Origin of the sequence: Vibrio sp. 10N.222.47.A9 (assembly GCF_963872585.1) — a bacterium.
GTDB classification, from domain to species: Bacteria; Pseudomonadota; Gammaproteobacteria; order Enterobacterales; family Vibrionaceae; genus Vibrio; species Vibrio splendidus.
The window spans coordinates 146,617-164,322 of record NZ_CAWNBB010000021.1 but is presented as its reverse complement, the minus strand read 5'-3'; the positions used below and the strand labels follow the sequence as shown (position 1 = coordinate 164,322).

Here is a 17,706-nt window from a genome sequence, read left to right as displayed (position 1 = left end):
CAACTATTGTTATGTAAATTAAGTGCATCTCATCGATTACGGCTGAACTATCAAGCCGTAATTTATTAAGAAACCAATCAGTAATTAACGAACAAATCACTCAGTCAATTAGCCACTCAGTCAATTAAGCACTCAATCAATTAATCACTAGGAATGACACTATGAAAAAATTCACCATCGCTTTAATCATCGCACTGCCTACGATTGCTCTACCCATGATCTCTGCAGCCGCAGCGGATGTTGTAAATAATCGTCAACAGGCTTTTAGCTCTATTGAAGAGATCAGCAAACAAGTCGATTCAGAATTGAATAACAGTGACGTGGATTGGCTGAAGGTGGGCGAGTTAAGTGACATGTTGGTGGAACATGGTGATGTATTGAACGCGAGTTTTGCTGAAGCTGATACAGGAGGTAAGGCCAAGAAGGAGATTTGGAGCAAGCCTGAGAAATTTAACCAACTGATGTTACAGATGAACCAAGGCTTTGCAGAGCTTTATCAAGCGAGTGTTGAGCAAGATTTGTCGAGCGCAGAACAAGGGTTAGATTCTGCGAACAATACTTGTAAAGGATGTCACCGTACTTACCGCTCTCGTTGGTAACGATTCTAATAACGAGCTTTGAATACAGGTGGTAAAGTCGAATCCTTACCACCATAGTTCTATCGCGCTGCCTTCTTTGCTTTGTGCAATCAATTCGAATGCACTAGGGGCAGGAAAGCACGTGAGTGAATTAGTCGCGAACAGTGACTTTAGTAATCACGATGTCTTCACACGGCACATCTTCATGTCCCCAGCGAGTGGTGGTTGGTGCAAGCGCAATCTTGTTTACCACATCCATACCTGCTGATACCTTGCCAAACACAGCGTAGCCCCAACCTGAGTTGCTGGTTGCTGTATGATCAAGGAAATCATTGTCGTCAAGGTTGATAAAGAACTGCGCCGTTGCTGAATGGGGTGCGTCAGTGCGAGCCATTGCGAGTGATCCAATCACGTTCTTTAAGCCCCGGTTAGCTTCATTCACAATAGGTGCACGAGTTGGTTTTTCTGTCATGTCGATAGTGTGTCCACCACCTTGAATCATGAAACCTTCAATAACACGGTGAAATGTTGTGCCTTCGTAGAAGCCATCTTGGCAGTATTTAAGGAAGTTTTTCGACGTTACTGGCGCTTTTTCAAGGTTCAGTTCAATTTCAATGTCGCCAAAGTTTGTGGTCAGAATGATCATAAAGGTCCCAATATTTGAGTGCTAATATTTTGAGTGCAACAGCACAGTGGTTAGCTTATTTGAGTGCAGTATATGAAAAATTGTGGAGGATGCCAGTTAACAATGCTTCCCAAGCGGATTTACGGGAATGGTGAGTGGCTAGGGATACTTCATATATAAGAAAGCCAGCAATGAAGTCACTGGCTTTGAGGTGAAAAACGGACTTAGAGCGTTAGCAGGTAGTTAACTAGTTGGTTGTACTCTTCGTAGCTCTTGATTTGATCCGGTTTCACGATGTATTTGTTGTTAACCAGAACTCCAGGAACACCTGTTAGTGTGCTTTGATCAAACTCTTTATCGAAACGTTTTTGCATCGAGTTCACTGCAAAGCTGTTGTATGCCGCATCAAACTTCTTCGCATCGATACCGTTATCAATGAAAACTTCACGCAGTTCTGCTTCATTTTTTGGTGTTTGTTGCTTCTCATGGATCTGAGCAAACATGGCAGGAACCATGCTTTCTTCAGCGTCTAGAGCAATCATGGTCGCGTAAGCCTTCGCCATTGGTACTGCCATGTTGTTACCCATAAAAGCGACGTGCACTTTTTGGAAGCTTGCTGACTTTGGCAAGTCTGCTTTTAGGTACTTAATGACCCCTTCAAACTTGTAACAATGTGGGCAGTAGAAAGAGAAAAATTCGGTAACGACAGGCTTGTCGGCCTTTGCTACATCAAGGATTTTGTAGTGCGTGCCTTCTTCAAATTGTGCGGCGTTTACTGAAGCGCTCAAGAGTAGAGTGGCAAAGAGGCTAAATAGTTTTTTCATGTGTTCATTTCCTAAATTCGGATGTCATTTGATACAGCAAAAATGCTGTTATAACTTGGTGGCAGATATTGCCAAACAGGGACAAACAATTAGGAAATAGGGGGGCGATATGGCGCTTGTGGTGAAACAATCGCTTTGTGCGAAGGCTCTTTTTCTATCAGTGCCAATGATTCAATCTGCGGTTCGAAAGATTCAGAAACGATAAGTGGTGGCATTTTCAGTAGACAGACCGATCCACAACAGTGGTGCTCAACGTTGGGGTGTGCGCTGGAATAAGGTGTTGGGGTGCTCTCTACAGAGTTGATGTTAGAAGCAGAGAAAGAGAAGCTATTGGCAGAAGTTGATTGAGCTTGGGGGGCTTGCAGAGCATTGCTGCTCGCGATGCTGTCCACACTAATGGTGGCCATTAGCATAGCGAAGAGCATGAAAGCGTGTACCCAAATTTTGTTAATCAACTTTGGCATGAATTCTTAGTCTTGGTAAACGAGTGAAGCGGGCGAATCATACCTCACTCGTTTGTGCATCCCTAATCAAACCCAATAAAACTTAGCCGAGCTCAACTTTTATTACGCTTGATACTGTTTCAGGAACATCTCGACACTGGATTGGATGATCACTTGTTTGTGTGCAGCATCCGGTGACGGCGTATGACCAATGATTTGTGGCCAAAATGCAAAAGACTTTAACAGTGCAATAAACTGGGTAGATGCAAATAGAGGGTCTAGTTCAATTAAGCGGTCATCTGCCAGTGCTGCTTTAATCCAGGTTGTGAGTCCACTTTCTGCTTGGGAATATTTCTCCATAGCTTGATGCGCCAGTTCGGCGTTATGGAAATACTCTGAGAACAGCACGCGAGATAAGTCGATAAAGCCTTCTGATTCTAAAAGCTCTAGTTCTTGATTAGCAATCGAAGCGAGTTGTTCATTAAGAGGCAGTTCTGCTTGATAAGGGAAATGCGTCGCGGCCAGAGTTTTGCTCCAAATGCTGTCTAGAATCTCATCTAAAAGCAGTTCTTTGCTGGCAAAGTGGTTGTATACCGTGCGCTTTGATACTTCCGCGCGGCTCGATATTTTATCCATGCTGGTGGCCTTGTAACCGTGCTCAGTAAACTCTGCGATAGCAGCGGCAACGATCGATTCACGTTTTCTTTGGCTCAGCGTTTTTTTTACAGTCATCGGGATACTACTCAATAGGTCGCGGTTAGCATTGCATACGCTAATTTTACACCAGTAAGTTTACTTTTAGAACACCAATCCGCGTATTGGTAATTCGATCGATAGCAACTGAATCGCTTTGCAATGCACTGTGGGTATCATAGAATCGAAAGCGTATTCGAATTTTATTGATATCAACGGAAGAGAATAAACAATCAATGAGTAGTATTTTAGAGTGTATTCGTACAGTTGGACGAGGAGAAAGAGGGCGTAAGCCTTTATCGTTCGAACAAGCCTACCGCATCATGGATGAGTATTTAAGCGGAGAGGTCGGTGACGACCAAATGGCTATGCTACTGATGTTGATTCGTGTGCAGAATGAAACCAATGAAGAGATCGCAGGCTTTGTAAAAGCATTTCAATCTCGAGTACCAGACTTAGGCGCCGATATTGACTGGCCGTGTTATGCAGGTAAGCGTAACGATACTGCCAGTGGTAAGCCTTGGAACTTGCTGGCGGCAAAAATCTTAGCTGATAATGGCTATAAAGTCTTAATGCATGGCTACATGGACAAACCAAGTGGCCGCACGCACGTTGAGACCCATCTAGAGTGTGTTGGTGTTCGCCGAGCTCAAAACCCACAAGACGCCAAGCAGATCCTTGAAGCGGATGGTATCGCCTATTTGCCTTTGGCGAACTTCGCACCTGAAGCTCAAACTATGATTGGTTGGAAACACCGTTACGGACTGAGAACGCCGATTAATACTGTAGTTCGAGCATTGAACCCCGGTGGTGGTCGTTTGGGCTTGCGTGGTAGTTTTCACCCAGGCTTTCCTCAATTACACGCTGAAGTTGAGCATGTCATTGGTAATAAATCCCACTCGGTGATTTCATTTAAAGGCATGAATGGCGAATCAGAATACAACCCTAAAGTGAGTCAAACGGTCTGGATGAGTTCTCCTGAGAAGGTGGAATCTTTCTACTGGGAAGGCACGATGAATGTTGAACTGCCTCTGCCTTCTGAATGTGTGCTGGGTACACCGGAAGATGAGATGGAGCTGATGGCGAACAGTGTTGTGGACAGTATGACTGCGATTTTATTCGCAGAAACGCACGATAAAACTGAGGCATACCAGAAAGCGGTGCGTCTGTGGCATGAGTATTGTGCGCGTTAGATGATGGTTTAACCAATGAGAGAAGGTCAGCGAGCGCTGGCCTTTTTTATGCTTAATTTCTAGCAAGGGCCTTTCGTGAATGCCCAAACAATAGAGCTACTTCACTCGCATCAATCGATGCATCTTGTCTTCGAATTGAATCTCAATCACTTGTGAAATTTTCATCTTCTCAACTCGTTCAAGCATTGTTGTTTGATAGGCTCGTTTCTTCATCCACTCTAACGGCTCTTTAAAGCCATCTTCATTTATCACAAAGGACTGATCGGTGATGGAGTCTTCAAAAATATGAACCACCCAAATGCGCGATTGGAAATCCAATAATTCGCTAAAGTAGCTTTTTAGCTTAGGGATAAAGTGAGATAGAACAGTTTGAGGAGAACGAAGCGAAGTCATAGTGAACCGTTTGGACAATGAAAAGCGGTGCGACGGATGTCTCCAATTCGAGCGCTTATCGGTTAAAGCAGGTAATCATCGTCAATGTGATTACCTACTCAAGAACTTGCCGCAAAATACGGTATTCAGGTGCCGTTGACAATGCTTGTTGAGCTTGTCGGTCAAGACATGTGTGATGAGTCTGCTATTTAACGAACAAGCCGAAGTCGATCTCTTGTGCTCTTTGGTATTTGACCAACTTTACTTTCAAATTGTGTTTTGCCGCCAGATCAATCGCTAAGCTAGACATGTGTTTTATCTCATCGACGCAGCTAGAGATAAGGGGCTTTTCTTGGTTGTCGACAGTGGCGATGAGGGTGTTTTCTGTACCATCGACACCGGAATAAATGTACGCGTACATACTGTTGTTGTGTTGCATAAACGGCCTAATTGTAACGATATAATTATTTATGGCGTGAAGAGTACAAGGTTTATTCATTCAAGCCAGTGTCATAAAGTAAGGCTTTGTAAGGACTCTATTTTTTATTTTTTTGCTCGCGTAAAAATGCTCACAAGCCTTTTGTGACCTTGTTTTCTCGCCTTGGTAGGTTTTACCTATCAATAAAATTGTTGAAATCCATTTAGTAAAATCAAGATTTTAGACAACAATTAGGTTAACAAGATAGAAAAAGACATGACGAAAAGTATTTAGGGAGAACGCAATGCATTCAATAAAAGTGAAAGATTACATGACGCCGCAGGTTGTGACATTCACTCCTGACATGCCGTTAAGTCTCGCGTTAGATAGAGTAATGAGCAGCCATCACATGGGCGGTCCAGTAATTGATGATAATGAGCAAGTTATTGGTTTCCTTTCTGAGCAAGATTTATTAGAAAAATTGGTGAAGGTAAGCTATTTCTGCCAAGACACACACATTGTGGGTGATTGTATGTACCAAGAGGTGCTATCGGTATCACCAGACTTATCCATCATTGAATTGGCAGATATGATGCAAGTGGGTAAACCCAAAGCTTATCCAGTACTCGATAACAAAAAGCTAGTGGGTATTATCACCAGAACCGATGTTTTGAGAGCAATCGGCAAGAACTTGGAAGAATGCTTCAAACATCAGGTATAGTAGCGTGTTAAGAACGATTATTTTTCTCAATACCCTCAATTGAAAAAAGGCGCACTAGCGCCTTTTTTCTGTATAGAGCTTTTCTTGGTCGATCCTTTCTTTGTCGCTCCCTAGCTTGTGGAACGCTCGATTTGGATCACTAGTTTAGGGAGCTTGCTTGTGGGTGTCCCAGCTTTTGGAGGTTTCATGTCAAATCAAACGGCAAAGTTTGTAGAAGGTTCAACGATGCGCCACATCTTGGTGATGTCGGGGGCTGGCTCAGTCGGTTTGATGGCGTTATTCGTGGTCGATTTACTCGATATGTTGTTCATCAGTATGTTGGGACAAGTCGAATTGGCCGCTGCGGTGGGTTTTGCAGGCACGCTGACTTTTTTCTCTACCTCCGTTTCGATTGGTACTTCCATTGCTATGGGCGCGTTAGTTTCCAAAGCGATCGGTTCAAAGAATCAGGAACACGCTCGAAATCTAGCCACCAGTATTATGCTGACTGCTTTTGTCATCAGTTTGACGATTACCGCGGTGATGTTTGCTTATATCCCGGAGCTGTTAGCCGCTATAGGGGCAAAAGGGGTTGCCGCAGAGCGTGCTCAAGCTTACCTACAGATTTTATTGCCAAGTGGGCCATTTTTAGCGTTGGCGATGGCGGCCGGAGCGGGTTTGAGGGCGGCAGGAGATGCCAAACGTTCGATGTGGGCGACTTTGTCGGGCGGTATCGTTAATGCGATTTTGGACCCTCTGTTTATTTTTGGTTTTGGCTGGAATATAGAAGGGGCGGCTATTGCTTCTGTTTTTGCCCGTTTTTCGGTGCTTCTCTTCTCGCTGTATCCTCTGATTCGCAGTCATCACTTGGTTGCACCTCCTTCAATGGTGCAGTGGCGCATTAATATTCGCCCTATATTGGCCATAGCGCTTCCCGCAATTATCACCAATACCGCAACACCTATCGGCAATGCGATTGTGACAACGGGTATCGCACAATACGGTGAGGATTTTGTCGCGGGCTTTGCCGTGATTGGTCGTCTAACGCCGGTTTGTTTTGCGGTTATTTTTGCCTTGTCCGGCGCTGTAGGCCCAATCATTGGGCAAAACTTTGGTGCAGAACGAATGGACAGAGTAAAAGAAACGCTCAACAACTCATTGTTGGTTACTACGGCATACACCATCGCTGTCTGTATTCTGTTGTACTTTGTCCAAGACTATGTGATCCAAGGCTTTAGCCTGCAAGGTGATGCAGCAATTATTGTTGCGGCATTTTGTACTTATGTCGCCTTAACCTTTACTTTTAATGGCGCGTTGTTTGTTGCCAATACGTCTTTCAATAACCTCGGTAAACCGCTTTACTCGACCGCACTGAATCTGGGTAAAGCCACTCTTGGTACGTTGCCGTTCGTCTACTTAGGCTCGCAATGGTATGGCGCATTGGGTGTGTTGTATGGGCAAGCCTTGGGTAATGTTTTGTTCGGAATACTCGGTACCTTGGTGCTTCGCTATCATATTGCCGAGCTTATGCAAGGTACCCAAGTTGATCCTGTAGAAGACGATGTATCGATAGTGAGCTTGAATACACAACCGTTTTGTTCACACGATGCGGTTCTTATTGATGATGTATCTGCGAACAGAGAAGAGTGTAAAGAGTTCAAGTCGCAATAACACCGGCATTCCAATACGAGATTGGTCGGTTTGCAAATTTCTTCTTGGCCTTGGACAATTTCTTCTTGACCTTGGAGTAGCCTCCAAGGTTTATACTTTTGATGAACTTAAGGTTTGGTTGCTGTGATTAGCCAGCAACAACCTCAAGGCTTTTGAGTATTAAGGAGATACATTATGTGCGCAAAACATGCAGCGTGCCGCTCAACAAAAGTGGACGTTCAACCTCAAGCGGCAGGAGCAAGCTGTTCCAGTCCTAAAATTTCCAGCATCACGGCAGCGGGTACTTCATCATGCTGTAGTTCTACGACGGCTTCTGCAGCAGCAGATGATTGTTGTGGTTCAGACAGTGGAGAAGAAGACCGGCTGCCCTTAACTGAGTCTCTTAACGCCCAATTTTCCAAAAGTTGGCTGGTTGCCGGAATGGACTGCCCAGCTTGTGCTAGAAAAATAGAAAACGCGATCAGTAATATTGACGGTGTTATTCAAGCGAAGGTTCTCTTTGCTACCGAAAAACTGGTTGTTAAATTCGATAATGAAAGTCTTGCCGATACCATTGAACAGGTCTCTATCAAAACGGGCTTCCCTCTTTCGGAAGTCGGTTCTAAGAAAGAAAAACAACAACCTGAGACTTTTTGGCAAGCGTACATCCAACCTAATCTTCAGATTATCGCGATTGCAGCGGCAATGCTGTTCGCTGCGCTTCTGAAAAGTACATATCCTCAATTAAGTGAAGGCTTATTCACCGCAACCTGTCTACTCGGATTATATCCGGTGGCTAAGAAAGCGGTTCAGTTGGCACGTTCAGGTACACCTTTCGCAATAGAAACTCTAATGAGTGTTGCCGCGCTGGGTGCCTTGTACCTGGGCGAAACCGCGGAAGCGGCGATGGTTTTACTGTTGTTCTTGATTGGTGAGCGCTTAGAAGCGTTTGCTTCATCAAGAGCAAGAAGTGGCGTTCAAGCGCTAATGGCATTGGTACCAGAAAATGCCACCAAGATTATCAACGGCGAACGTGTTGAAGTTGCAGTCAGTGAACTGGTTCCCGGTGATGTGATTGAAGTGGCGGCGGGCTCTCGTTTACCTGCTGATGGAAAACTGATTACCGACGCTGCAAGCTTCGATGAAAGTGCGTTAACCGGTGAATCTGTTCCTGTCGAACACATCGAAGGCAACAGCATCATGGCTGGCGCTGTGGTCGTGGATAAAGTGGTGCGTATTACCATCACTTCAAAACAGGGTGAGAACGCGATCGACCGTATTCTTCACCTGATTGAAGAAGCAGAATCTCGTAAAGCGCCGCTCGAGCGATTCCTCGATAAGTTCAGTCGCTGGTATACACCGTTAATGATGTTGGTGGCTCTTTTAGTCATCATCACACCACCATTGCTGTTCGCACAGCCATGGGAAACATGGGTCTATCGTGGTTTAGCGCTATTGTTGATTGCTTGTCCGTGTGCGTTGGTTATCTCAACTCCAGCCGCGATTACGTCTGGTTTAGCTGCAGCGGCGAAACGTGGTGCGCTAATTAAAGGTGGCGCAGCACTGGAGCAGCTTGGTAAAATTCAAACTATTGCCTTCGATAAGACGGGCACGCTGACTGAAGGTAAGCCTCAGGTTACGGACATTCAGCCTCTATCGGGTTGGCAACAAGATGCGATGCTGCGTGTGGTTGGAGCAATTGAAGTGGGTTCTACCCACCCATTGGCGCAGTCGCTAGTTGCTAAAGTGAAAGAACTGAATATTGAGATTCCTGAATCACACAACAAGACTGCGTTGATCGGTAGTGGTGTTGAAGGTGATGTCGACGGAATTAAGTATCAGGTTCTATCGCCTTCTAAGGTGACGTTCGATCTTGGTGCCGATGTTGTTTCTCAGGTTGAGGCATTAGAAGGCGAGGGCAAGACGGTTGTGGTTGCTCTTGAGCTTAAAGATCAAGAAGAATCAGCAGAGCAAGCTGCGACTGTGATTGGTCTGATTGCTTGGCAAGATACGTTACGTAGTGACGCTAAGCTTGCAATTGAACGACTTAATGACTTGGGAATTCAATCTATCATGCTTACTGGGGATAACCCGCGAAGCGCGGCAGCGATCAGCAGCAAGATTGGTATGCAGTATAAAGCAAGCCTATTGCCAAGCGACAAGGTGTCTTACGTTGAACAGTTATCTCAGCAGTCACACGTGGCCATGGTGGGCGATGGCATCAACGATGCGCCGGCTATGAAAACGGCAAATGTAGGTATCGCAATGGGCGGTGGTACGGATGTTGCCCTTGAAACTGCGGATTCAGCACTGACTCATAACCGTTTAACTGAGTTGCCAGCGATGATTGAACTGTCGCAAGCGACTATGAATAACATTCGTCAAAACGTCGCACTCGCACTTGGTTTGAAAGGTGTGTTCTTAGTGACCAGTTTGCTAGGTATTACCGGTTTGTGGGTGGCAGTTTTAGCGGATAGTGGCGCAACAGCTTTGGTGACACTCAACGCTCTGCGTTTGCTTCGATTCAAATCAAAAGCGGATTAGTTTCAGGTTCCTGATGTAGGACGCTCTCAATTTGAAAGTGCCTAATATCAAAAACGCTTAATATAAAAAGCGCCTTTAGCGGTAATACGTTAAAGGCGTTTTTTGTCTCATTCGTATGCAACACATGCGTGTAGATTGCTTATTTTTGTGATGCCAATCGGTTTTTCGTGAAACTTGAAATCTTGTTGCGATCATTGGTGTGACGCTCGTCACTTCATTTTGTAATGAGCTTGGTTAGAGTGTGTTCGTACCCCACGAATTTACTATGAGCTTAAATAAGGGTAAAAAGCCCAATAAGCCAAAAGGAGCGAACTATGTCTCAAGCTGTTTTCCATTTAGGTGTTACTGAAGCAGATCTTAACGGTGCTACTCTTGCGATCATTCCTGGTGATCCTGCTCGTGTGCAAAAAATTGCCGAAGAGATGGAGAATCCTGTATTTCTTGCTAGTCACCGTGAATACACGCTTTACCGCGCAGAGCTAGACGGCAAGCCAGTTGTTGTATGTTCAACAGGTATCGGTGGTCCATCTACTTCTATCGCAGTTGAAGAGCTTGCTCAACTTGGTGTTCGCACTTTCCTACGTGTTGGTACTACTGGTGCTATCCAACCACACGTAAACGTGGGTGACATGATTGTTTCTACAGGTTCTGTTCGTCTAGACGGTGCTAGCCTGCACTTTGCTCCTATGGAGTTCCCAGCAGTGGCTGACTTTGAAGTTGCAACAGCAATGAAAGCGGCAGTTGATGAATCAGGTGCAACAGTTCACATGGGCGTAACGGCATCAAGCGATACGTTCTACCCAGGTCAAGAGCGTTACGACACGTTCTCTGGTCGCGTTGTTAAGCGTTTCCAAGGCTCTATGCAAGAATGGCAAGACATGGGCGTTCTAAACTTCGAAATGGAATCTGCAACGCTTCTAACTATGTGTGCAAGTTCTGGTCTTAAAGCGGGTTGTGTTGCTGGTGTAATCATCAACCGTACTCAAAAAGAGACGCCTGATCACGAAACACTAAAAGTAACAGAAGCGCGTTCAATCAAAGTGGTTGTAGAAGCTGCTCGTAAAATGCTTTAAGTCTGTTTCCAAGATTTAAAAATGGCCGCATCGAATGATGCGGCCATTTTTTATGGGGCAAATAAATTAAAGATATAGAGAGTTGAAAGGTGGAAATAGAGCGGAACAGATAAATGGCTGGAGAACAAAAAAGGCGAGTGACCTAATCGTCATTCGCCTTTTTAGCTTTACTTAAGAGCGTTGAGCTCTCAAGAGTCTATTGGCTTTTAGCATTCTAAATCTTCATCACCACCGGCAGCGGTGAACCATGCCGCTAGGTGTGTTTTAAGATCTTTTAATTCGTCAGGGCCAATCAATGCAAGGCCAAGATCTTCTGCTCGTGTGATGTCGTTATGACGAAGAGGGCGGAAACTCACTAACATTGCACGTGCTTGTAGGCCACCCAGAAGGTCTCTGAGCGATTCCAGCTTGTACAAGGTATCATCGCCATCATCACGCATGCCTTTGGTCTTACACTCAATGATGTGCAGCTTATTGTTCACTACAGAAGCAACATCAAGCTCATTACGCACCTCGCGCTCACCGAGTTGACGATAAACCTGAACATTCAAAGAGCGATCTTGAATGGTCGGCATGTCATCTTGGATCTGCTTAACTGTGCTATGAACCAATGTTTCAAGCCATTCGCCGTTTGAGAAGCGTCGTGCGTCTTCATTGGCAAACGTCAAAATACCATTGTCATAAGTGGCGATCTTAGCTTCAACCAAATCGCTCAACAGCATGTTTAGCTCGCGATAACCTTGTTGTTTCTCTGACAAGCCCACATCAAGTCTCTGTTCTTTGCGGCAGGTCGTTGCAAGATAGTTCAATGTAGCAAGGCCTGGGCCGAGTTCTAGTGCATTACTTGCCCAGCGTTCACCCAGCTCATAAAGCTTTTGATCAAGTTGCGGAGACAGCTGTACATCGCTGAATTCACCACGAGCGCCGAACACAGTCAGGTAGTCGTCGATAGTGATGCGGTCTTGAACTTGTGCGTCTTCTTTGCCATTCGGGTAAAGCCAGCACAGCTTGTCACTGTTTGGTTCAACAACAAAGATTGGCCAGTGGTAAGTACGAAATACTTCGTAGACAGAAAGTAGGCGGTGACGAAGGCCACAACTTGCGTTGAGTTTCACTTCTTCACCACGAGCTTTGAGGTCTTCGGCAAGGTTTTGGATAGACTCTTTAATCGCGGATGTATTTACGAGGGTTGGAATTTCGAAAAATTCACTCGTAATGTCGCGCTTCTGCAAAACGCTGTCTAAGCGTTGGTAAATACTGACTTGATTCTTGTCACCGATGAACACGATGTGAGTGCTGATCGTTCGGTTATCGAGTAGTGGGGTGATCAAGCGAATGGGATCTTGATCGATAATGCCAACATGAACAGCCATATAAATTCCTTAATAGCGGCTCGCTCATAAAGGTGAAAGAAAAAACGGGAAGCAGCAAGCCTTAATAATCATATAATGACAAAGATCATAAAAAACAAGGGCAACCCTTGATAAAAGTTGCCCTTGTTCAAATAGTTATCACTATTGGGTAAGAAGTCCCAATATTCTCACTAAATATCTATCAATTTCTCAGCTACCTATAGCTTGAACTGATGAACCAAATCACCTTGCTGGTTTGCGAGAATTGTTAGGTTTTGGCTCGCCTCAGCAATTGAAGACATCGCTTGGTAACTCTTATCTGCGATATGGTTGATGTCTTCTATATTCCGCGCAATATCACCAGAAGTTTCACTCTGCTCTGCGGCTGCTTGAGAGATGTGTGTACTCATGTGGCTGATCTCTAGAATCAAGGCTTGGATCTCTTCCATCGCACTGTTTGCACTTGAAGCTTGTTGAACCGACATGTCCATATCGCTCATGCAACTTTCAATCACGTTGCTTGCTGTTTTCGAGCTTGATTGCAGGTTGCTGATCATGGTCTCGATTTCAGACGTTGATTGAGTGGTCTTCTGTGCTAGCACGCGTACTTCATCGGCAACCACTGCAAAACCACGGCCTTGCTCACCGGCACGCGCCGCTTCGATTGCCGCGTTGAGTGCAAGTAGGTTGGTTTGTTCAGCAATACCACGGATAACATCGAGGATTGAGCCAATTTGGCTACTCATCTGTTGTAACTCACCTACAGCACCAACAGATTCAGTAAGGCGAACCTCGAGCTGGTTAATGGTACTGATGTTGGTGTTCATTATCTGACGACCAGACTCAGAAGCCGATTCTACTTGTTGAACCATGGTAAGTGAGCTTTGCGCGCTGTTCGCCACTTCTTGTACAGAATGAGACATTTCTGTCATTGCGGTCGCGACAGTTGCCGTTTGCTCACGTTGGCTGTTCAGTTGAGCTTGCGTCTCTGTAGAGGTTTTCTGGTTTACGCTTGCGGTCTTCGTTAAGTCGTCTGAAGCGTCATTCAGTTTCACCAGAATATTGCGTAGGTTGTCGGCTAAGGTGTTGATGTGACGACTCACACGGCTGAATTCGTTGTCATAACGAATATCGATACGCTGAGTCATATCGCCTTCAGTTAGGCCTTCTAATGTACCTAGAATGCGAGTTAATGGCTCTCTTACGCTATGTGCAATATGGTAACCAATTGCTGCAGCGAATACGGTGACAACAATACCAATTGCAATCGCATTGAACAGGCCTTTGTCGTAGATGCTGCTTGCGTCTTCAAGTGAAGCGTTCAGTTGCTCTTCCGCAGTCACGTTGAATGAGTCTAAAACAGCCATGGCTTGGTCTATTTCTACGGCTAAGTTAGCAATGTTGATGTACAGAGCTTGTTTCGCTTTCAAGTAGTTGTTGTGCTTGTCCAACACACCGCCTTTTTGACCAACGTCTTTGGTGAACTTCTGAACCGATTCATCAAAGACATTTTTAAGTGCTGGCAGTTGTGTGGATAGGCCGCGATAAGCGTAGTTAAGGTGAGTAACGGCCTTTTTGTTTTGGTTAACGGCTTTCTGAACGAAGGCAACATCAGAACTGGCTAACGCATCAGAGGTAATCACTTCAGCATCTTGAAGTTTAATGAAGTAGCTTTTTGCCATCACTTTTACAGAGATGCTTTTTTGGTCGGCAACGTACTCTTTCATGCCGACAGTTAACTCTGAATGTAAGCGTTGGAAATCGCGAGATGCTTTCTGTACTTGCTCTTGAGCTTCAAACATCGCGACGTAGTTGTTCATCGCTTCATCAGCTTCGGCGAAGTAGCGTTCTTCCATTGCTCTTAATTGGGCAATGCGTTCAGTGAGCGAAACATTGTTTTGGCTTGCCGCTTCTAAACTTCCAAGAACTTCTGAAAACGAGTTTTGTGACGCAGCAAATTCAGTACGCATTGCAGACATGCGTTCAGCGTTTTGTGTGGTTAAGTAATCTTTGAATGATTTATCAGCAGAAAGCAATTGAACACTTGTTTGATTTGAAAGCGCGACAAGTGGTAGTGAGGTTTCTGAGACACTCTCAAAATTGCTGTGTATCTGATTCATGCTGTTCATCATGATGGTTATCGTGACTGCGAACATGATGATGATCAGTGCGAAACCAGCGTACATACGCTTGATCACAGATCCCTTCATGGCTTTCTCCCTAAATAAAAATGCAGACCTAATGTCAGGTCAAAGTAAAACTAACAAAATTATCAGCATTCTATTGAGCTCCGTTTACGCATTTTATGACGCACACGTCAAAAATAGCCCTCAGTTATAACCAACATGTCATTCTTGAGAGCTAAGGCTCGTTTTCTTTGATTTGAACGGTGTTTTTTATTATGCTTTAAAGCAGATTTATTGTGGTTTGATGCGGCATAGCGCATACTCAAAGCATTAAAAAATAAATGTTTTATCGGAGAGAAACATGGCTGAAGAAACCATTTTTAGTAAGATCATCAATAAAGAAATCCCAGCAGATCTACTATACCAAGACGATTTAGTAACGGCATTCCGCGATATCAACCCTCGCGCGCCAAGCCATATCTTAATCATCCCAAACAAGCTGATTCCAACAACGAATGATGTTGAAGTCGAAGATGAAGCCATGATGGGGCGCATGTTTACCGTGGCTCGCAAGTTAGCAAAAGAAGAAGGCATCGCAGAAGATGGCTATCGTCTTATCGTGAACTGTAACTCTCACGGTGGCCAAGAGGTTTATCATATTCACATGCACTTGGTTGGTGGCCGTCCACTTGGTCCCCTCTTAATGAGCTAATAAAAAGTTAATGAGCTAATGCAAAGCTAACAAGTTAATGAAAGCTAATGAGCTAGTTTAAACGAACTCATTAGTGGGTTAACACAAGTAGTTAGTTGGAAAATTTGTAGTTTGTATGCCAACTTTAAGTTCTATCTGTTGTCTGAATGTCGGCATCGCCTAGGCAGAAGCTAAATCAGCAGGGTTTCAACTGGCTTGAGATCCTTTTTACAACACGTTTCGTTTTGATAATGAGACTAGGGTCTGTTGATCTTTCGAGCTGATTTTTGCAGCACTTTGTGGGAAATTTCTACAAGGCAGAGGCTTTGAAGTGTAGCTAGCCTACATGAGAAGCTGATAACGCAGTAGAAATGAACCACAAAGACTGCCCGAAGGGTTCGGCTAGAATCGTTTTATGCTTTGTTAAGAAGTATTAACTTAGAATGACTAGGCTACATACTCCTTGCCGCGCCTAAAACGATTCTATCTCGAACAAAATTTAACCACGAAAGGTCAACAGACCCTAACAAAGTTGGCATTTTAAACATGCACGGAGACGATAAGTGAAGCAACAGTTTAGATTCGCTTCCATTGCCCTGTTATCGGCGTTGACTGTGGGCTGTGCAAGTATGTCTGCAGGAAACTTGTTCAGTCATTACAGCGCGCAAAACAAAGAGATCTACCAAGCCGTTAAATCTGGAGATTATTCAGAGGCTCAACAAGAGCTACCAGATTATGCTGCGGGTGACATCCTTGATAACTTTGAAAGAGGTAGAATTAACCTTCTGGATCAGCAATACCCAGAGAGTAAGTCTTCGTTTGAAGTGGCGGATCAGGCGGTAACTGAGCAGCAAAGAAAAGCCGTTATCTCGATTTCAGACAGTGCAACCAGCGTGGGTGCGTTGGCTGTGAATGATAATATTACCGAGTATGTGCCAGCCGATTATGAGCTGGGGTTTCTTCATCTGTATCTCGGTTTAAATTATCTCAAGAAAAACGATTTAGAAGGTGCGGTGATCGAAATGCGTCGCGCCAACCAAGTTCAAGAACAAGCAAAGAAGCAACGCGAGGCTGAGTTAGACAAAGCAGCCAGCGATGCGAAGAAGCAAGGCCTGTCTGCCAATGTGGGTAGCATCCTTGCTAATTACCCTGATGCGGGTAAAAAGCTGCAGTCAGTACAGAATGCGTATCTGATGTTCTTGTCTGGTCTGCTTTATGAAGCTTCAAATGATTTAAACAGTGCCTATGTTGACTATCGTCGTGCTTTGGCTGTGATGCCAGATAACCAAGAAATCATCGACAGAACGATGGCAACTGCTGCTCGTTTAGGGATGCGACAAGATTTAGCGACATTAGAAAAACGCTATAAGCAGTCTTCTAAACTTAGTGCAGGTGAAGGGCGAGTGATTGTTCTTCAAGAGCAGAGCGCTGTACAAGCAATGGACAGTTGGCGATTAGATTTACCTGTTTATGACAGTCGCGATCAGGGCGCAATATACTCTCTGGCACTGCCCTATTATCCGAGCCAAAACGTGGAGCGTTTTTCTGCCTTGCGAATCAGTGGGCAACCGTTACAAGAACATTTGATCACGGATGTAAACGCGATGGCTCAGAATGATTTGTCAGAACGTATGACGAGCATTGTTATCCGTCAGGCTTTACGTGTGGTAGCTAAAGACCGTATCCGTAAAGAAGCGACCAAAGGCAACGATGTCGGCAATATCTTGTTCAATGTGTGGAATACTTTCACTGAACAACCAGACACTCGCAGTTGGCAATCTCTACCGGCTGAGATTAAGAGCAGTACGTTCGTAGCAAATAGCGGTCAATATACGCTAGAAGCGGGCGCTAAAACGTACGACTTTGATATCCGAGAAGGACAGACCACTTTGGTGTGGATTTCTCGACAAGGTAACAATGCAACAATGTGGCATAAACAGCTAGGGAGGCTGTAATGAAAAAGTGGTTAGTGAGTTTAGCAGCGGTTATGGCTCTGGCTGGTTGTGCTGATAATACAGCTGGCGTAAGGGTTGATAGCCTGACCCAGAACGTTTTCTTTGGTGACAAGGTATTGGGCAGCCGTTTGTTGGTTGAAGATATCCGTACCGACCAAGTTGACGGTCACACTCGAGGAATTGTTCGTTTAAACAGCAACTATAAAGGCGATCAACATATCCTTTATCGTTTTTACTGGTACGACGATGCAGGGCTTGAGGTCAACCTAAAACAAGGCCCTTGGAAGCAAGCCATTGTTCGTGGTTTTGAAAGTATTTCGTTGTCGGAAGTGTCGGTAAACCCGAAAGCAACTCAGTTCAGAGTCCAGTTCCGAGAGCAGTAAGTCTGATAAAACGGGTCTAATGATTCGTAAATACAAGAATTTAAGAGTGTGGGTAACCCCGCTCAGTGATAAGTTGAGGAAACAAA

17 protein-coding genes are annotated in these 17,706 nt (G+C 44.7%); 9 read left to right on the top strand and 8 right to left on the bottom strand.

Features of this window, described 5'->3' with window-relative positions; translation table 11 throughout:
• The first annotated feature begins 161 nt into the window (after positions 1-161).
• Positions 162-599 (top strand): c-type cytochrome, encoded by a 438-nt coding sequence (locus AACT19_RS04910; protein ID WP_076645538.1) that lies wholly within the window; start codon positions 162-164, stop codon positions 597-599.
• A 130-nt stretch (positions 600-729) separates the two neighbouring features.
• Here AACT19_RS04910 and AACT19_RS04905 read toward each other — a convergent pair whose 3' ends face one another.
• From AACT19_RS04905 to AACT19_RS04890, 4 genes are all read right to left on the bottom strand, one after another.
• Positions 730-1,224, bottom strand: coding sequence for a peptidylprolyl isomerase (locus tag AACT19_RS04905; RefSeq protein ID WP_004736286.1), 495 nt, complete (start codon positions 1,222-1,224; stop codon positions 730-732).
• Between the two features lie 203 nt (positions 1,225-1,427).
• A complete protein-coding gene (locus tag AACT19_RS04900) occupies positions 1,428-2,027 on the bottom strand; it encodes a thiol:disulfide interchange protein DsbA/DsbL (protein ID WP_076645536.1) in 600 nt (199 codons plus the stop codon).
• Between the two features lie 89 nt (positions 2,028-2,116).
• The gene (locus tag AACT19_RS04895) at positions 2,117-2,491 is read right to left on the bottom strand and encodes a hypothetical protein (protein ID WP_076645534.1); all 375 of its coding nucleotides are present in this window, start codon (positions 2,489-2,491) and stop codon (positions 2,117-2,119) included.
• A gap of 102 nt (positions 2,492-2,593) precedes the next feature.
• A complete protein-coding gene (locus AACT19_RS04890; protein WP_076645532.1) occupies positions 2,594-3,202 on the bottom strand; it encodes a TetR/AcrR family transcriptional regulator in 609 nt (202 codons plus the stop codon).
• Positions 3,203-3,399: 197 nt separating this feature from the next.
• Here AACT19_RS04890 and AACT19_RS04885 point away from each other — a divergent pair, with 197 nt between their 5' ends.
• Positions 3,400-4,356 carry a glycosyl transferase family protein gene (locus AACT19_RS04885; RefSeq protein ID WP_242658927.1) on the top strand — a complete coding sequence of 319 codons (957 nt, stop codon included), beginning with the start codon at positions 3,400-3,402 and terminating at the stop codon, positions 4,354-4,356.
• Positions 4,357-4,452: 96 nt separating this feature from the next.
• On the opposite strand, the gene AACT19_RS04880 is transcribed toward AACT19_RS04885, so the two are convergent.
• Both AACT19_RS04880 and AACT19_RS04875 read right to left on the bottom strand, forming a co-directional pair.
• A complete protein-coding gene (locus AACT19_RS04880) occupies positions 4,453-4,749 on the bottom strand; it encodes a hypothetical protein (protein ID WP_076645528.1) in 297 nt (98 codons plus the stop codon).
• A 184-nt stretch (positions 4,750-4,933) separates the two neighbouring features.
• Complete coding sequence (locus tag AACT19_RS04875) at positions 4,934-5,167, bottom strand: hypothetical protein (RefSeq protein ID WP_017078937.1); 234 nt, start codon at positions 5,165-5,167, stop codon at positions 4,934-4,936.
• Positions 5,168-5,450: 283 nt separating this feature from the next.
• Between AACT19_RS04875 and AACT19_RS04870 the strand changes: the two genes are divergently transcribed.
• From AACT19_RS04870 to udp, 4 genes are all read left to right on the top strand, one after another.
• Positions 5,451-5,867, top strand: coding sequence for a CBS domain-containing protein (locus AACT19_RS04870; RefSeq protein WP_017078938.1), 417 nt, complete (start codon positions 5,451-5,453; stop codon positions 5,865-5,867).
• Positions 5,868-6,053: 186 nt separating this feature from the next.
• On the top strand, positions 6,054-7,517 hold the full coding sequence (locus AACT19_RS04865; protein WP_076645526.1) for an MATE family efflux transporter: 1,464 nt from the start codon (positions 6,054-6,056) through the stop codon (positions 7,515-7,517).
• A gap of 174 nt (positions 7,518-7,691) precedes the next feature.
• Positions 7,692-10,040, top strand: a complete 2,349-nt coding sequence (locus tag AACT19_RS04860) for a zinc/cadmium/mercury/lead-transporting ATPase (RefSeq protein ID WP_076645524.1) — start codon at positions 7,692-7,694, stop codon at positions 10,038-10,040.
• A 314-nt stretch (positions 10,041-10,354) separates the two neighbouring features.
• The gene (gene udp, locus AACT19_RS04855; RefSeq protein ID WP_004736272.1) at positions 10,355-11,113 is read left to right on the top strand and encodes a uridine phosphorylase; all 759 of its coding nucleotides are present in this window, start codon (positions 10,355-10,357) and stop codon (positions 11,111-11,113) included.
• A gap of 206 nt (positions 11,114-11,319) precedes the next feature.
• Here the strand turns inward: udp and AACT19_RS04850 are convergent, their stop codons facing one another.
• Together AACT19_RS04850 and AACT19_RS04845 are read right to left on the bottom strand one after the other, a co-directional pair.
• Positions 11,320-12,486 carry a DUF1887 family protein gene (locus AACT19_RS04850; protein WP_004736271.1) on the bottom strand — a complete coding sequence of 389 codons (1,167 nt, stop codon included), beginning with the start codon at positions 12,484-12,486 and terminating at the stop codon, positions 11,320-11,322.
• A gap of 197 nt (positions 12,487-12,683) precedes the next feature.
• On the bottom strand, positions 12,684-14,675 hold the full coding sequence (locus AACT19_RS04845) for a methyl-accepting chemotaxis protein (RefSeq protein WP_004736269.1): 1,992 nt from the start codon (positions 14,673-14,675) through the stop codon (positions 12,684-12,686).
• A gap of 277 nt (positions 14,676-14,952) precedes the next feature.
• Between AACT19_RS04845 and hinT the strand changes: the two genes are divergently transcribed.
• From hinT to AACT19_RS04830, 3 genes are all read left to right on the top strand, one after another.
• Positions 14,953-15,303 (top strand): purine nucleoside phosphoramidase, encoded by a 351-nt coding sequence (gene hinT / locus AACT19_RS04840; RefSeq protein WP_004736268.1) that lies wholly within the window; start codon positions 14,953-14,955, stop codon positions 15,301-15,303.
• Between the two features lie 542 nt (positions 15,304-15,845).
• A complete protein-coding gene (locus AACT19_RS04835) occupies positions 15,846-17,237 on the top strand; it encodes a COG3014 family protein (protein ID WP_076645522.1) in 1,392 nt (463 codons plus the stop codon).
• On the top strand, positions 17,237-17,620 hold the full coding sequence (locus AACT19_RS04830; RefSeq protein WP_004736265.1) for a YcfL family protein: 384 nt from the start codon (positions 17,237-17,239) through the stop codon (positions 17,618-17,620). Before AACT19_RS04835 ends, AACT19_RS04830 begins: the two co-directional genes overlap by 1 nt.
• Positions 17,621-17,706 lie beyond the last annotated feature (86 nt).

Bases quoted from the DNA above. Each gene is read 5' to 3' on its own strand.
- AACT19_RS04860 (WP_076645524.1), top strand. From the start codon at position 7,692: ATGTGCGCAAAACATGCAGCGTGCCGCTCAACAAAAGTGGACGTTCAA.
- udp (WP_004736272.1), top strand. From the start codon at position 10,355: ATGTCTCAAGCTGTTTTCCATTTAGGTGTTACTGAAGCAGATCTTAAC.
- AACT19_RS04885 (WP_242658927.1), top strand. From the start codon at position 3,400: ATGAGTAGTATTTTAGAGTGTATTCGTACAGTTGGACGAGGAGAAAGA.
- AACT19_RS04850 (WP_004736271.1), bottom strand. From the start codon at position 12,486: ATGGCTGTTCATGTTGGCATTATCGATCAAGATCCCATTCGCTTGATC.
- AACT19_RS04880 (WP_076645528.1), bottom strand. From the start codon at position 4,749: ATGACTTCGCTTCGTTCTCCTCAAACTGTTCTATCTCACTTTATCCCT.
- AACT19_RS04910 (WP_076645538.1), top strand. From the start codon at position 162: ATGAAAAAATTCACCATCGCTTTAATCATCGCACTGCCTACGATTGCT.
- AACT19_RS04900 (WP_076645536.1), bottom strand. From the start codon at position 2,027: ATGAAAAAACTATTTAGCCTCTTTGCCACTCTACTCTTGAGCGCTTCA.
- AACT19_RS04865 (WP_076645526.1), top strand. From the start codon at position 6,054: ATGTCAAATCAAACGGCAAAGTTTGTAGAAGGTTCAACGATGCGCCAC.
- hinT (WP_004736268.1), top strand. From the start codon at position 14,953: ATGGCTGAAGAAACCATTTTTAGTAAGATCATCAATAAAGAAATCCCA.
- AACT19_RS04830 (WP_004736265.1), top strand. From the start codon at position 17,237: ATGAAAAAGTGGTTAGTGAGTTTAGCAGCGGTTATGGCTCTGGCTGGT.
- AACT19_RS04870 (WP_017078938.1), top strand. From the start codon at position 5,451: ATGCATTCAATAAAAGTGAAAGATTACATGACGCCGCAGGTTGTGACA.
- AACT19_RS04895 (WP_076645534.1), bottom strand. From the start codon at position 2,491: ATGCCAAAGTTGATTAACAAAATTTGGGTACACGCTTTCATGCTCTTC.
- AACT19_RS04905 (WP_004736286.1), bottom strand. From the start codon at position 1,224: ATGATCATTCTGACCACAAACTTTGGCGACATTGAAATTGAACTGAAC.
- AACT19_RS04875 (WP_017078937.1), bottom strand. From the start codon at position 5,167: ATGCAACACAACAACAGTATGTACGCGTACATTTATTCCGGTGTCGAT.
- AACT19_RS04845 (WP_004736269.1), bottom strand. From the start codon at position 14,675: ATGAAGGGATCTGTGATCAAGCGTATGTACGCTGGTTTCGCACTGATC.
- AACT19_RS04890 (WP_076645532.1), bottom strand. From the start codon at position 3,202: ATGACTGTAAAAAAAACGCTGAGCCAAAGAAAACGTGAATCGATCGTT.